This is a genomic window from Leclercia sp. LTM14, from assembly GCF_023736175.1.
Lineage (GTDB): Bacteria > Pseudomonadota > Gammaproteobacteria > Enterobacterales > Enterobacteriaceae > Enterobacter > Enterobacter barmai.
This window is the reverse complement of the sequence record NZ_JAIKTT010000010.1, coordinates 13,987-36,527: the sequence shown is the minus strand read 5'-3', so window position 1 is coordinate 36,527 and position 22,541 is coordinate 13,987. Positions and strand designations below refer to the sequence as shown.

General features: G+C 46.1%; 17 protein-coding genes and 2 pseudogenes. 13 read left to right on the top strand and 6 right to left on the bottom strand.

The features are described 5' to 3' along the window. The first annotated feature begins 6 nt into the window (after positions 1 to 6). Positions 7 to 768: a DeoR/GlpR family DNA-binding transcription regulator gene (locus K5I40_RS18255; RefSeq protein WP_251929786.1), complete on the top strand. Its 762-nt coding sequence runs from the start codon at positions 7 to 9 to the stop codon at positions 766 to 768. Positions 769 to 781: 13 nt separating this feature from the next. Then, positions 782 to 2,173 (top strand): Xaa-Pro peptidase family protein, encoded by a 1,392-nt coding sequence (locus K5I40_RS18250; protein ID WP_223075135.1) that lies wholly within the window; start codon positions 782 to 784, stop codon positions 2,171 to 2,173. A 274-nt stretch (positions 2,174 to 2,447) separates the two neighbouring features. Here the strand turns inward: K5I40_RS18250 and K5I40_RS18245 are convergent, their stop codons facing one another. Further along, positions 2,448 to 3,335, bottom strand: coding sequence for a LysR family transcriptional regulator (locus K5I40_RS18245; RefSeq protein ID WP_223075134.1), 888 nt, complete (start codon positions 3,333 to 3,335; stop codon positions 2,448 to 2,450). Between the two features lie 404 nt (positions 3,336 to 3,739). Here K5I40_RS18245 and K5I40_RS18240 point away from each other — a divergent pair, with 404 nt between their 5' ends. Next, positions 3,740 to 4,954, top strand: coding sequence for an MFS transporter (locus tag K5I40_RS18240; RefSeq protein WP_375540646.1), 1,215 nt, complete (start codon positions 3,740 to 3,742; stop codon positions 4,952 to 4,954). A gap of 48 nt (positions 4,955 to 5,002) precedes the next feature. Next, positions 5,003 to 5,224 (top strand): hypothetical protein, encoded by a 222-nt coding sequence (locus K5I40_RS18235; protein WP_223075132.1) that lies wholly within the window; start codon positions 5,003 to 5,005, stop codon positions 5,222 to 5,224. Positions 5,225 to 5,533: 309 nt separating this feature from the next. Here the strand turns inward: K5I40_RS18235 and K5I40_RS18230 are convergent, their stop codons facing one another. The 4 genes from K5I40_RS18230 to K5I40_RS18215 form a co-directional block, all read right to left on the bottom strand. Further along, entirely contained in the window at positions 5,534 to 7,744 is a 2,211-nt protein-coding gene (locus K5I40_RS18230; RefSeq protein ID WP_223075131.1) for an AAA family ATPase, read from the bottom strand. A gap of 351 nt (positions 7,745 to 8,095) precedes the next feature. Then, a complete protein-coding gene (locus K5I40_RS18225) occupies positions 8,096 to 10,099 on the bottom strand; it encodes an AAA family ATPase (protein WP_223075130.1) in 2,004 nt (667 codons plus the stop codon). A gap of 10 nt (positions 10,100 to 10,109) precedes the next feature. Beyond that, positions 10,110 to 10,595 carry a hypothetical protein gene (locus K5I40_RS18220; protein ID WP_223075129.1) on the bottom strand — a complete coding sequence of 162 codons (486 nt, stop codon included), beginning with the start codon at positions 10,593 to 10,595 and terminating at the stop codon, positions 10,110 to 10,112. Between the two features lie 176 nt (positions 10,596 to 10,771). Next, positions 10,772 to 10,975 carry a hypothetical protein gene (locus K5I40_RS18215; protein ID WP_251929788.1) on the bottom strand — a complete coding sequence of 68 codons (204 nt, stop codon included), beginning with the start codon at positions 10,973 to 10,975 and terminating at the stop codon, positions 10,772 to 10,774. A 342-nt stretch (positions 10,976 to 11,317) separates the two neighbouring features. Between K5I40_RS18215 and K5I40_RS18210 the strand changes: the two genes are divergently transcribed. The 9 genes and pseudogenes from K5I40_RS18210 to K5I40_RS18165 all read left to right on the top strand — a co-directional run bounded on the left by K5I40_RS18210 (position 11,318) and on the right by K5I40_RS18165 (position 21,250). After that, entirely contained in the window at positions 11,318 to 11,617 is a 300-nt protein-coding gene (locus K5I40_RS18210; RefSeq protein ID WP_251929792.1) for a hypothetical protein, read from the top strand. 337 nt (positions 11,618 to 11,954) lie between these two features. Continuing rightward, positions 11,955 to 12,248, top strand: coding sequence for a hypothetical protein (locus K5I40_RS18205; RefSeq protein ID WP_223075128.1), 294 nt, complete (start codon positions 11,955 to 11,957; stop codon positions 12,246 to 12,248). Further along, entirely contained in the window at positions 12,238 to 12,504 is a 267-nt protein-coding gene (locus K5I40_RS18200) for a hypothetical protein (protein WP_223075127.1), read from the top strand. Before K5I40_RS18205 ends, K5I40_RS18200 begins: the two co-directional genes overlap by 11 nt. A 90-nt stretch (positions 12,505 to 12,594) precedes the next feature. Next, positions 12,595 to 13,285 (top strand): annotated as a pseudogene (locus K5I40_RS18195) (tyrosine-type recombinase/integrase). A gap of 852 nt (positions 13,286 to 14,137) precedes the next feature. Next, complete coding sequence (locus tag K5I40_RS18190) at positions 14,138 to 14,998, top strand: replication initiation protein (RefSeq protein ID WP_223075126.1); 861 nt, start codon at positions 14,138 to 14,140, stop codon at positions 14,996 to 14,998. Between the two features lie 668 nt (positions 14,999 to 15,666). Continuing rightward, complete coding sequence (gene sopA / locus K5I40_RS18185) at positions 15,667 to 16,833, top strand: plasmid-partitioning protein SopA (RefSeq protein ID WP_223075125.1); 1,167 nt, start codon at positions 15,667 to 15,669, stop codon at positions 16,831 to 16,833. Continuing rightward, entirely contained in the window at positions 16,833 to 17,804 is a 972-nt protein-coding gene (locus K5I40_RS18180) for a ParB/RepB/Spo0J family plasmid partition protein (protein WP_223075124.1), read from the top strand. Before sopA ends, K5I40_RS18180 begins: the two co-directional genes overlap by 1 nt. A gap of 721 nt (positions 17,805 to 18,525) precedes the next feature. Then, a pseudogene (locus tag K5I40_RS18175) lies at positions 18,526 to 18,963 on the top strand (antirestriction protein ArdA). A gap of 946 nt (positions 18,964 to 19,909) precedes the next feature. Further along, the gene (locus K5I40_RS18165) at positions 19,910 to 21,250 is read left to right on the top strand and encodes an ISNCY family transposase (RefSeq protein WP_223075123.1); all 1,341 of its coding nucleotides are present in this window, start codon (positions 19,910 to 19,912) and stop codon (positions 21,248 to 21,250) included. 292 nt (positions 21,251 to 21,542) lie between these two features. Here K5I40_RS18165 and K5I40_RS18160 read toward each other — a convergent pair whose 3' ends face one another. After that, positions 21,543 to 22,433, bottom strand: coding sequence for a LysR family transcriptional regulator (locus K5I40_RS18160; protein ID WP_223075122.1), 891 nt, complete (start codon positions 22,431 to 22,433; stop codon positions 21,543 to 21,545). Positions 22,434 to 22,541 lie beyond the last annotated feature (108 nt).

The following is a 22,541-nucleotide window of genomic DNA, read 5'->3' as shown; positions in this document are numbered from 1 at the left end:
TAGATAATGTTGATTGAAGACCGCTTAAACAAAATCAAAAAAATTATTCAGGAAAACAAAAGTGTTTCCATAGAAACACTTGTATCCAGAATGGGCGTGTCCAAAGACACCATAAGGCGGGACCTGATCCGGCTCGAACAGGATCACGTCATCAAGCGGACTCATGGCGGAGCGGTGATAAATAACCGTGATGCCCTGATTTTTGATTACAGCCAACGCTCGGGAACCCTTAACCCGGTTAAGGAAAGTATTGCCAGAAAAGCGGCTGAAGTAATCAGGGATAACACCAGCGTTATCTTTGATGCGTCTACAACAGTAGAAGCCGTGATCCCAAAGCTGGCTGACAAACAGATACTGGCTATCACGAACTCATTAACCAATGCCAACAGACTGGCTAAAAACAAAACAACTGATGTGAAGCTTTTGCCGGGGAAACTGCATAAAGAACAGCTCTTTTTGTTCGGCAGCGAAACCATTCAGAAACTATCTGAATATCACGTCGACTATGTATTACTTGGCATTTTTGCTATTTCCGATAAGGGCGTCTTCATCCATACGGAAGAAGAAGGTCTCGTTAAACGACAGATGGTGATGCAGGGCACGAAAGTCATTGCCCTGGCAGATAACACCAAAATTAATACGACAGGTTTTTTTAAGGTTTGTGACCTGTCCCTGATTGATTGTCTTATTACGGATATTCGTCCTGACGACAGTTTTATCAAGGCGTTAAAGGAAAATGACGTCGAACTTATCCTGACTTCCACCTGATTTGAGGTAATTTATGTACTCTAAAGATATTCAGCTGCAGGCTGCCGAATCTCCCCGCAAATTTATGGACGTTGCTCCTGTTCTGCTGAGTGATGCAACGATGCTTGAACGCAAGAACAAGATTCTTGCAGGTATGCGTGAGGAAGATTTTGACGCGCTCATTATCTATGCAGATAAGGAGCACGGGGGTAACTTTGAGTACCTGACAGGTTTTATTCCACGGTTTGAGGAAGGGCTGCTTATTCTTGAACAGTCCGGCAAGGCGACAGTTATTCTGGGAAATGAGAACCTGAAAATGGCTAGCCATTCCCGTATTCCGGTTACCCTGAAACATTGCCCGCATTTCTCGCTCCCTAACCAGCCGATGGATAATGAAAAAGCGCTTGAAGAGTTGTTCATCGAGGCCGGTCTTAATACCAAATCCAGAATCGGACTGGTTGGCTGGAAAATGTTTACCTCGGCCTTTGCTGATAATAAAAAATATTTCGATCTGCCTTACTTTATTGTCGATGCGATTAAAAACAGCACGCCGACCAAAGTCGTACTCAAAAACGCTGCACATCTGTTTATTCATGGCGATAAGGGGGCAAGAAGCACCAACAATGAAAACGAAATTGCCCATTATGAGTACGGTGCCAACCTGGCATCGAACTGTATCCTGGACGCCATGAACGCAGTTGAACCGGGTGTTCGTGAAACCGATCTGGGCGCACTGCTGGCCGCTGAAGGTCAGTATCAGACCGTTGTGACTATTGCTGCGACCGGGCAGCGTTTTGAAAAAGCGAATTTTTATCCAACCTACAAAAAAGTGGAACGCGGCAATCCGGTATCCATGACCACCGGCTTCCGGGGTGGCCTGTCCAGCCGTACAGCTTTTGCCGTGGCAGACGCGGACGAGCTGCCGGAAAACCAGAAAGACTATCTGGAGCGTATGGCGAAACCGTATTTTGGTGCCGTCGCAGCCTGGCTTGAAAATATCAAAATCGGTATGCCAGGTGGCGAACTCTACGATCTCATCGAACAGGTATTGCCAAAAGATACCTACGGCTGGCACCTGAACCCGGGACACCTCAGTGCAGAGGAAGAGTGGATGTCCTCGCCGGTTTATCACCGCTCTGCAGAACCGTTAAAAAGCGGCATGATTATGCAGATCGATATCATTCCTTCCGTAGCCGGGTATACGGGAGTGAGTGCGGAAGAAAGCGTGGCTCTGGCCGATGCTGCGCTTCAGCAAAAAATTGCTGGCACTTACCCCGAACTCTGGCAGCGAATTACCGCCCGCCGGGAGTACATTCGCACGGTTCTGAACATCAGGCTGTCGGATGATGTGATCCCCCTGTCAAATACCGTGGCGTACATGAGGCCGTTCCTTCTGGATAAGGCTAAAGCCCTTGTCTGTCAGTGAGTTGTTTTGTGTTTGTGCATTTCACTGGTAGTTTACTGCAGGTCTGAGGCCGGATCCCCGAAAAGGGATTAACCTGTCTGAACCGTAATGCCCCCTGGTCTTTACGGACATGTTTGCACAGTGCCACGTATCGCTCTGCTGTGTTCAGCCTCGGTTACGGGACCGGTATTCCGGTTCCTTTTTTACATCAGACCCAACAAAATTTTAATGCTCCTCCGTAACGGGCTACCCTGCTTATAAGTCACAATTGCCTGGTTAATTCTGTAGCCACCGCTTAACCGTCCAGCACATCACACAGATGCCCTGCGAATTTCTGTGCTGCAGGAGAAACCGCGCGATTTTTTAGTTTCGCAAGCACAATGCGCATTGGCCTGGTTTCATCCGAATTGATCTGTCTGACGCACAGTCCTGACCTGAGTTCCGGGACGCCCATGGCTATCTGAAAAGTCAGCAATGGTTCTCTTACGATGTAGTTAAACAGAAACTCCAGCGAGCCTGATTCGACGGCAATGACAGGAGATAGCTGCTGACGCACCAGACCTTCGTTGAGTGTGGCTCTGATAGCCAGTGAGCTGACGGGCATGGCAAACGGCCATTTGCAACATTCCCTTAGGCTGATACTTTCTTTTGCTGCCAGAGGATGCTCAGAGCTCATTACCGCACAAAGGGACTCGGTGGATGAATGCAGAATACTGAGATCCGTCGAGTGAGGCGGATCAAGGAGAAGAGCCAGATCTGCATCGAAATTAGCCAATGCCTTCACGCCGTCTGCATGATCCCTTACGGTTACGTTAAGGGTAATGCCGGGGTGTGATCTGCGAAATGCGGCAATCTGATCCGGAACAAAATTACCGATAAACGCCTGGCTGCAGGCGAGTTCAATATGCCCACTCTGGGTATTGGCCAGCGACGTTATTTCCGATAGTAGTTGGTCAAAATCAGCCAACTGGTCATTGACATACCGAAGCAGCATCAATCCTGCTGCATTTAGCCTGACTCCTTGGGGTATTCTTTCGAAAATGGCCGTGCCCAGTTCATCCTCAAAATCCAGAACACGCCTTGTCAGGGCAGACGGCGTGATATTGAGTAGCTCCGCAGCGCTTCGGATCGATCCGGTTCTGGCGATGGTTCTGATGAACCGATATGTCTGAAGGTGCTTCATCTTTGTGCTGTCTCACTTGTGATAATGATGGTGCGTTTTATGCACCACCATTGTGTGTAAAAAGCACTGGAACGCAACAACTGTTTATTTTACTCTTGAATTTATTCAGCAACGAGAAAGTTTATTTTTTTCAGCTCAACAAAATTTGCCTGCGATCTTCCTGATTACGAATATATGTTTGCGAAAATATTAATTTCTTCTCTTAACTGAGTAAGGAAGGCATATGTTTTTTGTAAACCAGAAATATTTCAAATTTGTTAGAAATACAGTATGTTAGTGGAATCAGTAAAAATGCATTTATACAGAAAATTACCCCCCTCCTTATTCGTTTTTAGAATTGTTGCTTACTACAGACATCTGAAAGTGCCGCATTCATTTCTAATGACCACACTGGATGGATGGAGATGCCTGTGAGTAACAATATTCAGCATAAAAGTGCAGCATATCGGTCTGCCGGCCACAATTATATCAGCTTTGGTATGACGTTAATAATGGCCATTACCTGCGGAATGGCGGTGGCTAATATTTATTACAACCAGCCATTACTCGGCATGATGCAAAAAACGTTCCCAGCTCAGGAAGAACTTACCGGATTTATTTCCACGGCTACACAGCTGGGTTACGCGTTGGGTTTATTTCTGCTGGTTCCACTAGGAGATCGTATTGAACGACGTCGCCTCATCCTCATGCAAACAGCTGGCCTTGGAATTTCCCTTGCTGGCGTTGCACTTGCCCCTGACGCCTGCTCGCTGTTAATGGCTTCAGTTTGTGTTGGTCTCATGGCAAGTGTCGCCCAGCAGATTGTCCCCTTTGCTGCTGAGTTGTCAGCGCCTTCCCGTCGGGGTGCGACGCTCGGCATGGTGTTGAGTGGCCTGCTTTGCGGGATTTTACTGAGCCGGGTACTGGCTGGCACGATCGGCGAATATTATGGATGGCGTGCCATGTTCTGGTCAGGGCTGGGCCTGACGATGTTTATGGGAACAGTTCTGGCCATGGCGTTGCCGCGCAGCTATCCGAATACTGACGAGCGCTACAGTGTGCTGATTAGTTCACTGTTTAGACTCTGGCATGATGAGCCTCTTCTTAGACGATCAACTTTTATCCAAGGCTGTGTTTTCGCATCTTTCAGTGCTCTGTGGACAATTCTTGCCCTGCATCTTAATGCCGATTATCAGCTGAGTTCAGAGGTTGCGGGTATGTTTGGTCTTGTGGGTACTGTCGGTGTTCTGTTTGCACCGCTGGCAGGAAGAATAGCTGACGGGCGCGGCCCTCAATTTGTGATTGGCATAGCCGCTGTGGTTATGATTGGTGCGTGGTTAACTTTGGGCTTCTGGCATAGCATTGCCGGGATGATAGCCGGTGTGATACTGCTCGATTTTGGCGCGCAAAGTGCGCAGGTCTCTAATCAGCATATTATCCATTCACTTCGCCCGCAGGCTCGTAACAGACTTACTGCGGTTCTGATAGGAGGGATGTTTATGGGAGGTGCGTTAGGTTCAGCAGGAGCTACTCTTGCCTGGAACTATGCCGGCTGGCCTGCTGTTTCTGTTGTTGCTGGTTCTTTTGCCGTGCTTGCTGGCCTGATTCACCTTAAGGGACAACGGGGCCACTTATCCTGACAGGAACAGACATTCTGCGCGTATTTCTCTCAAATGTTGGTGTTAACTATGAAAGTTATTCTGAACAATTTTTACGAATCAGGCATTCCGGTACTGGCCATGGTTATGCCAGTGATATTGATGATTATTGCCGGCTCCGGGCAACACAATGTCAGATGGTATTCGGCGCATCCGGCTGAGAAGATGCTGAAACTCCAGGCCTGTGAACACATGTCTAGTACCCGGCGTATTAACAGCTATTCCTGTATGACGGCAAGACTCGCTGACTGACAATGCACAAACGTTTATTCGCCATGTATCTGGTGTGGAAATAGTTTACCTTTAACCGGAACGGTGTTTATAATCAGTGGTCGTCACCTCGGGTGTTCCCTCTCTGCGCTTTTTACCGCCTGTAAATGGTTACAGGGACTTCCGGCAGTAGCCGGACTGTAAAAGGAAAGCCCGCCATGAAACCGAAAATTGTACCCGTTATACGGTATACACGTTTTCGTTTCGGGCGCGTAGAGCATGTGCGTAAGCACATGCGCTCGCTCCCGACGCGTTAAGTGAACGGTACCCGCAGGTGACGATACTTATCGTTTAATCCCTCACTTCCTGCAGTTCTTTTGATTCCCCCATCATGGCAAGATAGTGATCATCATCGTCAGTGTGAATAAACACTTTCCTGAACATTTTCAGATAGCGTTCTTTATCAATGACGCCGGTAGAGAAGATATTTCTGCCATCTGAATGAGAGTGCCGGTTGATTGCCCGATAAAATGAATCATATTCTCCGGCATCACTGTGTTCACTTGCCAGAGACTCAAGGGCTTCTTTCAGTTTTTCATTTTTGCAGGCAAAGCTGAAATAATACTCAAGAATATTTCTCATCGTATTAAACAGCACAACAGGCTGGGTTTTCTCGTCCCTGACATCTTTTAGGGTCTGCCATAACGCCTGATATTCATTGAGCATCTCGTGCATGGAAAGCGTTTCGCATGCACTGTAGTCAGATTTTATGATTCGGAGCAGGGACCAGTTTACGGGTGTTTCCCGTTTATCCTGCAGGCGGCCACTGTTTAACAGAATTTCCTGGAAGAAAAACATATTATGAGTGAGTATGATGACATGTCTGGCCGCCCCTGCTTTGATGATTTTGCGTTTAATGAGTGCAGCAACTTCATAGATATAATTATGTGACAGGCTGGAAATAGGATCATCAATGACAATGAGCTTATTTTCAGGGTTAATTGTGTCGGGTGTGAGGCTACCGGAACATGATTCAATAAAATAGAGGAAAGATACAATGGTCTTCTCCCCTTCACTGAGTGATTTAAATACTTCCGCTTTATCCGGTTCACTTCCGCGCTGCAGGCGATACAGTTTCAGTTCTGCATCATGGCAGATGATTTCAAAACCGGTGATCCCCAGCAGCCTGAGATTAGCATTGATAACATTTATGGTTGGCTGTATGTCGGAAAGCTGGCCTGTCAACGCGTTCGTTTCTTCATCCAGCTGCTGCTTACGGGTTTCGAGTGTGGCAGCTTCACACAATTTGCTGTCAACTTCATTCTGGAGTTCGCCAAGCTGCCTGTCGCGTTCGGTAAAAAACTCATCGCAGATCCCCCTGAGGTGCGCCATAACGTCTGCATGAAGCATTTGCTTTTCCTGACTGAAGTTCTCAGCCAGCCGGTTATTTTCCCGTACCCGGGTATTAAATGCGTTTATTTCCTCCTTAAGTAAAGAAAGAGGATCCTGAATATTCTCAGGTATTATCACTCGTGAAGGCTCTTTTATTTTATTAAGGAGTTGCTGCAGCAGAAGCTGAAAGCCTTTATTGGCCGCTTTCACCAGAGTAAGGATCTGACTTCCCTCATCGACGTAAACATGGGTTGCAACACGGCGTTCAAATTCATCCAAGCTTTCACAGTTCTGAGAGAGTCGTTCCGCGGCATGGCGCAGTGAGGTCAGGGAAGTCTGATATGTCTCATCAAACATCTCACCGAGCTCCTGCGAAAATTTTATGACATCAAAGGACTGCTGACAGAACGGGCAAAGCTCATCATGGATAAATTGCTGCCCCTGGCGCACCCAGTCGGCGTTGCCGATTTTCTGAATAAGGGCAGAGAATTGCGTGCTGCTTGCAGGCATGACGGGTGCCTGCATGAGTTTTATTATGTCTTCCGTCAGTACAAAGGTGGGAGGGATACTAATTTCAGTGACAAGGGTTCCTTCACTCTGGCTAAGCGTCTGCCATCTTCCTGCCAGATCTTCAGTAGTGGTATGCGCCACGGCAGGTGATGTCGCAATCATGCGTTCGTAGAACGATCTTTTTATCCTGGCGCCATCCAGAAAATTGCTGAGGCTTTTTCTGTCATTAACCGTCCTGTTAAAAATATCCCTGGCACAGTGCTCGATGACCGTTTCTTTCATCCCCTTCTTTTCCGCAATCTCCTCATTGAGTTTTTCAATGCGAACAGTCAGTTTTGCTCTTTCTTTATTATTGCTGTTGATTTTATCCTGGCTCTCCTCATTGGCTTCGCTTAGCGTGAAGATCCCGGGTTGGTAATCTGAACGAGCGAATTTGCTGTCGATATATTCCTGGTTAAACACCTGAAAATGGCTGACATGCGGGCTTTCAAATGTGCAGTGCCGGTATCTATCGGCCTGACGATCATAGAAATAACCTGACACCGTGGATTTTCCCGAGCCGTTCTGGCCATAGATAAGCGTCACCTTGCTGCTGAGATCAAAACAGACATCCCTGTCAGGTGCGTAGCTTCTGACGCCGCGGATCCTGAGTTGTGCCATTTGTTATTCTCCTTATCCCTTAGGTTTCTGAGCCTTTCCATCGTAGCGCACTTTGTCGTCAGTTTGATTCAGGCGGATAGGATTTTTCTGAGCCATTCCCCTAACACAGAAAATCGCCCGGCATGAAAAGGTGGCAGCATGCTGATTTTTAGTTCCTTTGCCGTACAGGCAATAAAAAATAATTATGATAACAAAATTTTTATTTTTGCTTTATTGAAGATAATCATTTTTTACTTTTGCTAAATTTTCATCAGTTGTGTTCTTTCTTCACTTGGATCCGAAAAAAGTAAGAGTCGGAAGCATAAAGGCCCGGCTCATCGGGCCTTCGACTTATTACTGAAGAATTAGCATTTAGTTGCGGGCATTCATTCTTTTATTTATCAGATCAAACAGTTTTTCAAATCGATCCAGTTCTTCTGTAGACAGCAACTTACTATCGCCATCTTTCAGACGGTTCATAAATGCGCGGGCGGGTTTAGCTTTCACGAAGTTTTTCTTGTCTACAGCGAAGGCACTTTCAATCTGTTTGACAATTCGTGGGATTTTCTCATTCAAATTAAGAGTGGCTGGCTTCAAATCATAACTTTCCTCAACTAGCTGGAGGAATGTATCACGATTAAAGAGATCTTCGATATCGCACTCGTCACGCTTTGACTCCAGTACGTCTGTCACAAATACCACGTTTTTTCTGTTAAGCATGCCTTGCTGCTGAAGCTCAACTGAAGTCTCCCGGCTTTGCTTTTCATCATCCAGAAGTACAACGACATTAAGGTTCTGAGAGGATAGAAGAGAAACCATATAAGATACACGCTGTGCTCCACCGGCAGGAGTTATGGTAATTTTGCTGTTCAGGCCTTTTTTGCCGGCGGAGGTCAGTACATCTGAAATAGTACTGAGGTACCAGAAATCTGTTACTCCTTCAACAATCAGGTTATGAGACCCAATAAATAACGACTGCGCAATGTCATAACCTAGCGCTGCCTGTAAAGGGAATAATGTTCTAGAGTCACCACTTGGATCGTTCGTTACTGTTGTTCCTTTATCTTCTGCAATTGAGACCGTTTTAACATCGGAAATATTTTTAATTGGCACAAGAAATGGAGAGTGAGTGGTATAAATTATTTGGTTTTCAAAATCATTGGTCAGATGATTGAGAAGATCAGTCTGAGATTTAGCATGCAAATAAAGTCCAGGCTCATCCAGTAAAATAATTGCATTTTTTGCTGAACCACCCTTGGTATCTGCAAAGAATGTAATATAGAATGAGAAAAACCACTTAAAACCCCGGCTTCTTTCATCTAAATTAACTTCAACATCGTAAGTATTGTTTGAATCCGAAACATACGTATCGAAATAATCGCTGTCGACATTAAAACGAATTTTTAAAGATTTATCCTGCCATAGCCTTCTAATCTCCGTCGTGACGACTGCTCCAGCTCTGTTCACAAGCTGATTTCGTACTTCTGAATTGTTTTTATTAGCTATCAGTTCGGCTGGATCTATCCCTGCAACCTTACACAGTTTTTCAAAATTGATATCAGCCTTACTGAGTAGGCCCTGATTTTTTCGTTGAGTATACTCCGCCATCTGATGATGACCATTCAGTTCAGGGTATTCATCCACCATAATGAAAACCGGTAATTTCTGCCTTACCCATTCTCTTGCAGCAGCAAGTTTGGCGTCATCATCATTGATTTCATCGAGTTTATCCTCAATCTCATTGAGAGCATCCTCTGAGGTAGTTTTGATATCAACGTTGTGTTTCGTCAGATACTTTCTGAGTTCCTGTGGTTTACCTTTGGCAAGAATAGCCCATGATTTTGCATTTTCAGATGTAGGAACCATTGACGTGCAGATGCCCTTGATTAACTGCAGATCCTGCTGGGTTTGCTCTGTTTGAATCTCAGGATTGTCAAAGAAAACTTCTATCTGAGAAAGAACGGAGCGGATCTCTCTTTTTATTTTCTGATTATCAAAATCAATTTTGGTAAGTCCATTGAAAATGAAATATAGTGATTCTCCATTATATCTCCTGCTGATATTTACTGTGGCAATATTTCTTGCTCTTGGGAATACGCCAGCAAGTTCTGACAACTCCGTTTCGTTAAGAGACCAGACCGATTCTACTACTGGCGTATCTGGAGTACACTCGCTCAGTTTCCTGTTTCGTGGAAAATCTTTTATATTATTGAGCTTATCGAAACCTTCTGCCGGATTAAGGCTTTTAAGTGCCAGTAACAGGTTGGTTTTTCCACTTTCATTCCGGCCCAGGATCGCTGTCAGTTTTTCAGTAGTTATCATCCCACTGTCAAATACAGAACGGAAATTTTGAACACGAAAAGATTCCAATTTCATACATATTCCCCTATTTCAGTAATGCTGTGACAATTGCAGTGACGGAAGAAAGAAAGGCCAGCCCCAGAGCAGACCATATTTTAAGATTATTGTTTTTAATTTCGAAGCTGAGCCTTTTGTTCTGTTCTTCCACGGCAATCATCTTCGTCACGAGATCCAGCATGATACCCATCTCTGCTGCACTGACAGGAGGAGATTCTCGAGCATCTGTTTCATTATTCTTCCTTCTTCTGGCATAGCGTAGATGGATCATATAGAGAGGCTCGCCCTGTGAGCTTAGATTGGAAGAGCGTCTGAAAAATGCCGGGTAAGAAGCAAGTACCCGTTCGACCTCCTGCATATCCATACCCAGACTATCAGCAATATTTCTGGGGGTCCTGCTGTTCCAGCGTTCATGCGCACCCAGATGCTGTATCAGAGCGGTCAGGTAGTGGAAATCTCTGACAAAGGAGGGCTCGTTATGAGTAGGTTCATTTGACGGCCGTGCAAATATCATATTTATCCTTAAAAGATACGGACACTAATCACGAAAGAGTATAGGGAAGACACCCACCCTTCTTAGATGTGAAAGCGTATATTTTAAACAGATTTTCACATAACATCATTGAGGTTTTTTATAACCACCATTTTTTCGAATCCTTCATTATTATTGAATATTGATGAGATAATTCACTATTTTTTTGCTCCAATTGCAATAATACCAAAATCGCAATAATCCAGTATTTTTTGTGTATAAAAAGCAATAATCCTTTCTGGCTTTTCTTCAGATCCGAAAACCCTGAGTTCCGGATCTTCCTCACCCGCCCCGGCGCGCAGCGGCCGCCGAAGTCCATATATTGTGGTTACCGTCGCTTTCCCGTCGAGGCGACACCCCATATGTTGTGTTTTATCCTGTCCAGGATGACCGGGGGCTGCACACCGGAAAACGCCACTTTGCTTATTTCCCCGCCGTGGTACACTTCCGGAAACTAGTAAATAACTCAAAAGTCGGATCACCCCGAAACTGCCATCCGGTAATTTAATGGCGTGGCTATATGGCTGCTTATTATCAGATTTATAATGATTGCATCAGTAAATGTATACTAGGTGTCTAGTATGAGCATGATTATATGATGGCGTGATGAATGCAGATCGGAATTATTAATATAATGAATCGGAGAAATTATGATGTTTTAATCACTTAACTTCAGAAACGACTTTAGCTATGCCTTCGAGAAAATCCGTAATTCCATTTCTTCACCCAGCGAAAGTAACTTACACGCAGCCACTGACCTTGGCCTCAACATACTGACCCGCAAATACGATCAGTTTCGTCAGGAACTGGATGCGGCCGGTGAACTGGGTGACTGGGAATACGATCTCGATACCTACTACCACTGTATTGCGTCGCTGCAACACTATTTCACTGATAATCCTTCAGGAATGACCGAGAGGAATGCACGGATTTACAGCCACTACCTCCAGAGTGAACACAAAGGGTTTGTGAAACTGGCTGAAGAACTGGGTGCTGAACGTTGACTAAGCCGAGGGCGAAATTTCTCTATTCGTATAACCGGACTGAACCGAACAATAACAGGATGAAAGCATACTGAAGACAGTTAAAGGGATCGCAATGGGGTTAGGCGTTACGGTTGTTCTTGCAAGCACGACTTACGAAGCCGGCGCTGCAACCCGGGAAGAAATGCAGCGACTCGATGAGGCCTACCCGCCCGGCAGTGTGGTCGTCTGCAACTGAGACCTTCCTGGAGGCGGAAAACTCAGCCTACCCACAATAATGATCTCGAGTGGAAAGGTCGAGTCTCGGGAAAATGGTCATACACTCTTTAGCGTTTCCGTCACCTGGCGCACTCAGGGTGTGAAAGAAAGCAATGCCGGTGATCTGACACTGACGTTCAGGATGAACCAGCGCAGCGATGAGAAAGGGCAGCACTCACTTATCGATCCTGAAAGCATGGCCTTCTCAATGCCCGCTGCCGGGCCTGCCGGTGAAGAAGCGGTACAGAAGGGATCTTGCAGTAAATTTGGCGGCACGGAAAACTTCACCCCTTGTAGCCAGACCGATATCACTGAGTTTCCGGCATATATAACACGTGACCCGGGTGAGGCGCCATCATACTGCCGGAAGGAAGTCCTTGATCATGCCTGCTGATCCCTTCACCTTGACCAAAGCCAGTCTGCATGAGACCCATGCCAGAGCGATTGCCGATAAGATCGTGGCACTGTTGACACTATGCCAGCAACTGCAGTCTGAGAAGGATGGCAGGGAGAGGCCGTCACCGGAACAGTATTCCCGCGATGTAGATGAGTTTGCCGATCGGATAGGAGCGGCATACGGCCATGCCATTTTGCTACGCCAGTTGCTGCTGATGATGTGCGGCAAAAGTGCCATCGGTGCAGAGTTTTAACGCTGCGGGAATATTCATGTTGCCGTCGGGGAAATCACGCACAGACGGCCTCAACTTGCTGATTGATCCGTACATTAAGGATGAAGCCTTATGCTTTGCGTTCCGGTTTCATCCGCGCAGCTGCCGGTGGCTATCGACTATCTGGCGGCTCTTGCGCTGCGCCAGATGGCTCTGGTCCAGTACGAACTGCCGAGATACCTGTTGGTCCCCCTTCTCCACTATGTGCCGGATCTTCACCGCAAGATGCTGCTGGCGACCCTCTGGAACACCAGCGCGCGCATTAACGAAGCTCACCCGGACTGACTTTTCCCTGACTCGGCCCTACCCGTTTATGCAGCTGGCCACGCTCAAACAATGGGCTCAGAAAGCGGCAAGAACGGCAGGCAGGCTACCCGCCGACAGTCAGCCCCATCGATTGGTGCCGCTGTCGGACAACCAGTACGTCAGTCAGCTGAAGATGGTGATCGCCACGCTGAAAATTCCGCTTGCGCGTTGCAATAAGCGTACCGGCAAGATGGAGAAGGCACGCATCTGGGAGATCACCGAGTGGACGGTCCGTACCTAGCTGAATGAAGCTGTCGAAACAGCGTCCGAGGACAGAGTTGCGTTCTCGTTGCTGGTGACCCTGCATACGTTCCATCACTCCTACGCCATGCACATGCTCTATGCCTGTATTCCGCTGAAGGTGCTGCAGAGCATGATGGGCTACAAGTCGATTAGTTCAAGTGAGGTGTATACAAAGGTGTTTGCGCTGGATGCAGCTGCGCGCCATCGTGTTTAATTCCAGATGCTAGGGATCGAGGCCGTAGTATTACTCAAAAGTCAGTCATAATGTGACAGTGATTGCCTGACACGCACGGGGGGTTTGTCCTACCCCTCTCCTGTTCAAAACCAAGTATTGAACTGACTCACGATATGCTTTTTAAATCAATGAAGATAAATCTGAACATCAGAAATAATTTCTGGACACTTTTTCCGATAGTGCCAAAGCGTGCATGCGGGAAAGCATTTTTGTATACCGTTGAGACGCATCTATAGATGGCGGAATGATGAGTAATCAGCAACCAGAAGTGGGCAGAATAAGCCGAATGTCCAATGTGTTTTCGCATGATACTAAGAAGTTATGAGGATTTAAGTACGCTGATGACCTAGGCGCTAGCAGGTCAACGTGATCCCGCTAAACAAATTATTTGTAGTTCATTTTTCAATGTAATGGACCATAACTGTTAATTCATTCCTGCCTGCAAAGTGAAGATTGTCAGTGGCACTATGATATTTAAGCTCCCTCCCCTTTGATCCTCGCGGATTTCAAAAAGTTATCAACATATACACCGGTTAGATCCAATAATACGATCCTAATGAAGATCCTAAATGGATCCTTACAGTTCCAAACAGATCCCCGATCGCTGCAGGCCACGTCAGACAAGGCATTCAGAGGATTCGGGTGTGTCACATTATGCAGTAAGTGTGTCACAACATGTAATCGGTGTGTCATGGCATGATCAAAGTGGGTGACATCATGCTCCCGGTGTGTCATAACATGCAAAATGGTGTGTCACAGCATGTAAAATAACGAACTATCCACCCTTTGTGGATAACCTCGAATGGATTCTCAACACAGTGGTGTAACTATATGACTGATAACAACTTTATACCCTCCCAAATTACAAATGAAGGAGAGATACACCAATTAACAGTCACAAACAATTCATCAGTTCAGCCAGCGATTCTACTGCGCCTGGGTGTGTTTGTTCCTGCCAGCCGTGCAATTCCTAAGGGTCAGAAGTCCGGTATAGATGTATCTTCCTCATTCTCACAGCTTGAATTCGCCCGTAAGGAAGGTTATGACGAAGTCAGGATCTTTGGTGAGCGTCTTAACATATCAACGGACTTTAGCGTCTGGATGGGCATTATTGGTGCCTTCAGTAAATACGGCTTGAAATCAAATACTATCGAGCTGCCTTTCACTGAGTTCGCCGCGTTGTGCCAGTATGATTCGCGCCAGTTTAACAAACGTCTGCGTGACACCATCTTCGATGCTCTTACTCGGATCGGTACCAAGACTGTTCAGTTCAACAGTAAGAAAACTGGAGATAAATTTTTTACCCAGCTCCTTAAGAGCGGTAAGTATACGAGAGAGTCCGATACAATCACGCTCCAGGCCGATGAGCGTCTTCATGAACTGTATCAGATTGACTACAATATTCTCCTGCGTAAGCGTCCCTATCATATGCTTAAGGGTAAAGAGGTGGCTCAGACGCTCTATACTTACATTGCCAGTCTGCCCGATAACCCTGCCCCAATTCGATTTGATCGCATCATTGAACGGTTGAATTTGACCTCCCCAGTAAAGGAGCAGAACCGCCTGATCAAGGCTGCACTTAAGCAACTACAAGATATTGGCTACATTGAATATTCCATTGTGAAAGATGGCCGAACTCTAACGGTATTGATTCATAAGCGAAACAAAAAACTCAAAGAGTTGACGTCATAGAAGGTGGGTCACATTATGCAAACGATCCAACAATGGTGGGTCGTAGCATGACTACAGGTGTGTCATAACATGTAATCGTTGCGCTGTAGCCTTCATGCCGGTTTTGATAGGCTTATTTTTGTGCAACTTAAATGTCTACGCATACTGCGACACACCTTTTGCATATCGCTGCCCACTTTTTACATGTTGGTACCCACCTTTTTTAGATCCTCTGACGATCGTTTTTCTTAGCATGTTGCGACACACTTATGCATGCTATGACCCACCTTTATCATTCTGGCTGTCACAAATGTAATTCCCAACACATGCGAGTGATGTGTGCATGGAAGTTACATACACCTATCGTATGGTATAAGTTTATGAGAGCTTTTTTCAGCCGCCCTGCCCTCATGTATTTGGTGTTTCATCTGCATCACTGAGGCAAAGGGCGTTCGGGATACGATAAAGACACGCTGCCTTTTGGAGGATTTTGTGGTTAACTATTGTCCAGTTTTATTCAAACTTTCTTAACTATCTTATTTTGTTGAAGGATTCTGTTTAAAAATTTATCAACTTTGCAGGATTTGATGCGCTTTGCATTTTTTTAGTGAGTTTGCATATTTTGTGTTGCTTTGCTTGTTTTCTCAAGATTTAATATAATGATGCAAAGTTGATTAAAGGAGTTTCAAATGGGATTAATGGATACGCTTAACCAATGCATTGCAGCTGGCCATGAGATGACGAAAGCCATCGCAATTGCTCAATTTAATGATGATAGCCCTGAAGCAAGAAAAATAACCCGACGATGGCGTGTTGGTGAGGCAGCCGACCTGATCGGTGTCTCATCCCAGGCTATTCGTGACGCTGAAAAAGCAGGACGATTGCCGCATCCAGATATGGAATTGCGGGGACGCGTTGAACAGCGCGTTGGCTATACCATTGAGCAAATAAACCACATGCGAGATGTGTTTGGTACCCGTCTCCGTCGCCCAGATGAAAGCTTACCTCCAGTAATTGGTGTTGCAGCTCATAAAGGTGGAGTTTATAAAACTTCTGTCTCCGTTCATCTTGCTCAGGATCTGGCTTTAAAAGGGCTCCGCGTACTGCTAGTCGAAGGCAACGATCCGCAGGGTACGGCCTCGATGTATCATGGTTGGGTTCCTGATTTACATATTCATTCTGAAGATACTCTCCTCCCCTTCTATCTTGGTGAACGAGATGATGCTTCTTATGCGGTAAAACCAACATGCTGGCCTGGTCTTGATATCATCCCTTCTTGTCTGGCCTTACATCGTATTGAAACTGAGTTGATGGGACGTTTCGACGAAGGAAAGCTGCCGACAGAACCTCACATGATGCTAAGGCTGGCTATTGAAACGGTAGCCCATGATTACGATGTGGTTGTTATCGATAGTGCTCCTAACCTTGGTATCGGCACAATTAACGTTGTTTGTGCTGCTGACGTGTTGTTAGTTCCTACTCCTGCAGAACTCTTCGACTATACCTCTGCCCTGCAATTTTTCGACATGCTGCGGGATTTGTTGAAAAACGTGGACCTCCAGGGGTTTGAGCCAGATGTCAGGATCCTGCTTACAAAATACAATAATAATAACGGATCCCAGTCGCCATGGATGGAAGAGCAAATCCGGGATGCATGGGGAAGCATGGTTCTCAAAAACGTAGTACGTGAAACGGATGAGGTGGGTAAAGGGCAGATTCGAATGAGAACTGTATTCGAACAAGCTATTGATCAGCGCTCTTCTACCGGAGCATGGAGGAATGCACTCGCAATTTGGGAGCCGGTTTGTAATGAAATCTTTAATCGTCTCATTAAACCTCGTTGGGAGATCCGTTAATGAAACGCGCACCTATCATTCCTAAATCTAACCCATCAGCTGCACCTGTGACGACCGTAACAGCCCCTGCGGCTCCTATGGTTGATACACTCATTGCTCGAGTGGGTGCTATGGCAAAGGGCAATACTATTACGCTTCCCGTCTGTGGACGAGAAGTAAAGTTTGTTCTCGAGACTATCCCCGGTGCAGATGTTGCCAGCTCAACAAAGGTCTGGTCTGGTAATGAACGTGATCAGGCTTTTTTAACAGAAGAGGCATTAGACGATCTCATCCCATCATTCTTACTTTCCGGTCAGCAAAATCCGGCATTTGGTCGTAAAGTCAATGGTGATATAGAAGTTGCCGATGGCAGCCGTCGTCGTATGACTGCCATTCTGACATCTACGGAGTATCGCATACTTGTCGGCGCCCTCGATGACGAACAGATGGATGCTTTATGCAAACTTGGAAATGATTACAGGCCGACGAGTGCTTATGAGAGAGGTAAGCGATATTCCCAGCGTTTAGCTAATGAGTTTAATGGGAATATTTCTGCCCTGGCTGATGCTGAAAACATATCCAGAAAAATCATAACCAGATGCATTAATTCTTCTAAGTTACCAAGAGATGTCATCGCCCTCTTCTCTCATCCTGGCGAACTTTCCGCGAGAGCTGGCGAAAACTTACAGAAAATCTTTTCTGAAAACGAAGCTCTTTTACTTGAGGGGGCATCTGAGTTATTGGGGAAAAGAAAAGCAGGAGTTGTACTTGAGGCTGATGAAATAATTCAATCCCTTACAACGTTGCTTAAAGATTCCGGCAATAAATTAAATCAGGCTCCTGAAAAGCGCGAGTTCGTTCCTGGAGCAACAGCTCGGTACAAAGGAAATAAAGTGATTATCAGTCTGGATCGTTCCAAGCTTTCCGAGGAGGATATTGGGAAGTTTGAAGAAATGCTTGAGCTTTTAGCTACGAAGAAAAACAAACATTAATTCGGTATTTATCTTCCTGTTTTACCCTCTTCAGGACCGTGGTCCCAACCCCTTAACTGGGACCGTGGTCCCAACCCCTTAACTGGGACCGTGGTCCCAACCTCTTATCTGGGATCGTGGTCCCACCCCCTTAACTGGGACCGTGGTCCCAACCTCTTAACTGGGACCGTGGTCAAGCCAACTCAACTTGATCAAGTTATGATTTTTTAGTCTTACCTTGATAGTTATCCACAGAATCGGTGGGTAAACCTGTGTGCAATGTGTCAGGAAAAACAATCACTGAGCCTTTCTTACATGAAAAAAAGGATGTCATGCACTCCGCTATACCGACGTGACCTCCACGGCGTTACGGCCATGCATCGCGAGACACTCATGCATCCTGCGGCAAACGCCATGCCTCTACTTTAGACTGACCGCTGCGACTGCAAGGGGTCGCTTCGCGGCCATCCTCCCCCGGTCGCAGTTATTTTCTTATGCCTGTCTCCGTTATTCCCGCCGTTCTCTTGCTCAGTATTCGCTCCATAACCGTACAGACCGCCTCGGATGTTTTCTGCGCTGCGACCTCCGGTGGCTCCCGCTACATTTTCCGCTTTTCGTCGGGCTGTCGTGCCGGCACTGAGTAAGCCGGAACCCATACGACATCGACTTCGGAGGATTTGTTATGAGCACGAAAACACCTTCTGTATACGTTGGCATGTACCATAACTAAAACTGTGGGAGCATTTACGGGAAATGGTTTGTTTTAACTGACTTTGACGAATAAAAGAATTTTCTTGAAGCCTGCTATACCGTGTGTTTAAAGGAGTATGATTCGAAATTGATGTTCCAGGATTAGTAAGGAATTCCGGCGCAATTTGCCTCCGAAAGCTCCATCTTCTGGGAATTTTTCATCGCTTAAAAGTGCGCCACAGTATAGGGTAGGGATAGGAATTCATTGCATAAGCGGGGTAGTCCTGTGAACGCGACTATGACGTGGTTGTAGATGCTTACCGCGAGGAAGTTGAAAGCGAGGAAGCCTGTGCGCAGGACATGGTTGAAGATAACGGTCTGTTTAGCGATGGTCCGGAGTTGTTGCGTAAATACTTTGTTTTGAGGCCTACATGCATAACATCTTTAGCGGAGGCCTGATTTTATCTACGGTTATGTATTTAACAACTGATTTAGACGGCAGGGGGAATCTACTACTAAGGAGCGTGACATGAAACTTAATCTCAAGACACATGACATATTGCATCAGTACAAATACTGATTAACGCGCGCTAGGGCAGCGGGAGATGACAAAGGAGCAGGTGGTTGATGAGTTTTGATATTTCATGACCTGTCAGTATTCAGTATTTATCGGCGGACACTTCATTCTGCCTGGAAGAGGATAAGATAAGAGCTATTGCCGGTGGTTAAGCCATCTGTCAGTCCGCGCAAAAACTCTTGCAGTCATTCTGCCTTTGTTGTCTGTCCCCGGTATACGCGGATAAACGTAAATTTAATGTCCGAGTACTATTGTGTCGGTGGTGCATATGAGAAACGCAAATTCTGAGAGTCTTCAAAAGAGTAATACTAGGCCAAAGTTTCTTTTGGCTTTTAAGCTTATGTATAAACATATGCACATGTTTGGTTAATGTAAAGATTTGACTTTTTCGAAGTGATAAAAGTGCACATGCGATAGAGGCAAAAATGCTATAAATAACTCAATTAATTTTTACTTCGCCTAAATCTAGAATAACAAGCATCGGATCCTACTCAATTAACTGGTGTAGACTTAAAAACTAAATATGCATTAGAAAAGCTTGAATACAAGATGTTGTAGAAACAGGGGAGAGTATGGAGAAAGTAGCAGAATGGATAATTTGGTTGAGGAAAACTTTATTTAATTTTTGTAGAAAAAAAAGCCCGTGCATCCCATGGGCTTTTTCTTCGGTGCTTCGATTATTCTGTCCAACTTTTGGGGTTCAGTATAATTACGAGGCCATCTGCTTAACTCGATACCAATAAAATAGCCTCTTAACGGCCGCAAGGCAAGGAGGGAAGGCTATGTGTTAACGCCAAGCTGTAATGTCCCCTTTAAACCATTCTAAAATGTCCCCAGACGATTCTCTGGGGGATTTTTCATGATTAAAGAGACAATTACGATGAGTCATAAGGAACTCGACAGACTTCAGATTATTCAGGAGTCAGTCAATCGCCATATAACCCAGGAACAAGCGGCGGTACGTATTGGTATTTCTATTCGGCAGGTTAAACGTCTGGTATATCGATACCGAAATGAAGGTCCTGTTGGTCTTATATCCCGTCGGCGCGGAAAGCGTCCAAATAACGCTTTTACTCCCGAATTTAGATCGACGGTAAGATCACTTCTCAAAGATCGCTACGCTGACTTTGGACCAACACTTGCGAGTGAGAAATTGCGCGAGAAACACGGATTGTGTTTATCCGTAGAAACTATCAGGAAGTGGATGGTAGAGGAAGGGATATGGCGCGAGCGCCGTCGTAAACTTGCCCGAATTTATCAGCGCCGCATGCGACGTCCATCCTACGGTGAACTGATCCAGATTGATGGCTCGCCTCATGACTGGTTTGAAGGTCGCGGTCCCAAATGCACACTGATAGTTTTTATCGATGATGCTACCAGTGCTCTGATGGCGCTGCGATTCGCTCCTGCAGAAACAACCCGGGCTTACATGGAAACCCTTCGGGGTTACCTTAAAGATCATGGCGTACCACTGGCTCTCTACTCTGACAGACACAGTATATTCAGAGTAAATAACCCGGAGCGGGAAGGGGAGTTGACTCAGTTTACTCGAGCGATAAAGACACTGGGCATCGAGCCAATCCATGCCAACAGCCCGCAGGCAAAAGGGCGCGTAGAACGCGCTAATCAGACGTTACAGGACAGGCTGGTTAAGGAGCTGCGCCTGCAGAATATCAGCGATGTTGAAACAGCAAACGCATGGTTGCCGACATTTATTGAAGCGTATAATAACCGGTTCGCTACGCCGCCTCGTATTGCTGATAATGCCCACCTTGATATACACCATTCTGAAGAAGAACTGGGTTATATCTTCAGTCTGCAGGCGAGGCGCGTTCTCTCCAAAAATCTCACTTTCCAGTACAAAAGCAGTGCGTTTCAGATACGCAGTGAAGGCCGGGGATACCGGCTTCGACATTCGGTTGTCACGGTATGCGAGAGCTTTGACGGTGAAATTAATGTCCTGTATGACGGGAAAGCATTGGGGTGGGAAAAGTACGTTGATGGCCCGGAGCCTATACCACTGGATGATGAAAAAAGTGTCCATGAACGTGTGGATAATGCCCGCATTGATTCACGCTCAAAATTCTACGTAAAACCTAAAGCTGACCATCCCTGGCTCACTCGGCGCACGCAAAGTAATCAGCAAGTGAAGCCCCCGAAATTACCCAGAAAGAAGGTTGATCCCGATAAAACGGGCTGAAATCAGCCATCATTCAGTTGAGTGCATATCCATTCATAGGATAGATTCTTATATAGCGTTTCTGGCGTACATTTTCGGGTGGTTTGTTAGTGTTTTTAACGGGGATACGTCAGAAACGCTACCAACCCTTCTGAGCGGTACGCGTAATAAAGCGTTATGGTAAATCATATCAGTTAATGTCTGCAGCGAGCGAAAAGCGGAAGTACGCAGTTTGCCTCACAATCAAAGCATGCTGCTGATACTTCTTCTGTAAATCACGTTGAGCTGCGTTAAGCAGACACGACAGGGATATTTATAAATCCACTATTCTTAGAAATTCGATTAATCCGGCCATGGCCGGGCTCAGTGAGTTCTGGTTCTTATAGCAAATGCTGATTCTCCTGCGCGCCCATTGGTCGTGTAGCGGCAATATTTGGTAGGGAAGCTTTTTGCAGAAGCGCTCAGCTACAGATACCGGAAGGATCCCTACGCCAATGCCGCAACTGACCATCTCGCAAATACCTTCAAAACTGCTCATTCTGATGCGATAAGTCAGTTGATGACCAAGCCCTCTGGCATGTTCGCTGATGTGATCCTGCAGCGCATTGCCAGGATAAAGCCCAATAAAAGGTTCGCCAATCGCGTCCAAGAGAAAGACGTTATCTCTGCATCGAAGAGGGTGAGTGACGGGAACGATAAGAGCTAGTCTGTCATCTGCTATGGGTTCAAGCGTGAGTTCGCCGGCATCTACTGCATCTGAGACGAGCCCTGCTTCAACGATACCATTGCTTATACTGTTAATGATATCCGCACTGGTTCTCTCTTCTAACTCAATGGCCACATTGGGATATTCTGTAAGCCACTTTGCAAGCCTTCCAGGCAGAAATTCGGTCATCGCAGAAGTATTGGCATATAATCGTACCTTCCCTCTGAAGCCTTTAACGTAAGCGCCTAGTTCAGCTTTAAGCCGCTCCTGCTGGAACAGTATTTCACGCGCATGGCGGACCAGGATCTCACCGGCTTCTGTAAGGCTGACGCCTCTCGGGTGACGAAAGAACAGTTTCACCCCGGTGTCTTCCTCTATGCTTTTCAACCTCTCACTGGCCGAGCCAGTAGCCAGGCTGGCGTACCGGGCACCATGTGTAATGCTTCCCGCATCGGCGATGCAGACGACAAGTTTCAAATCAGAAAGATCCAGCCTCATAAGATGTTTACCTAAGCCTTCGGACCATCCGAAGCATGACGCGCTTAAACCAGATTGTCCACTAATGGCCGGGATGTTTGAATTTATGGAAATCCTTCGCCAGGGCAA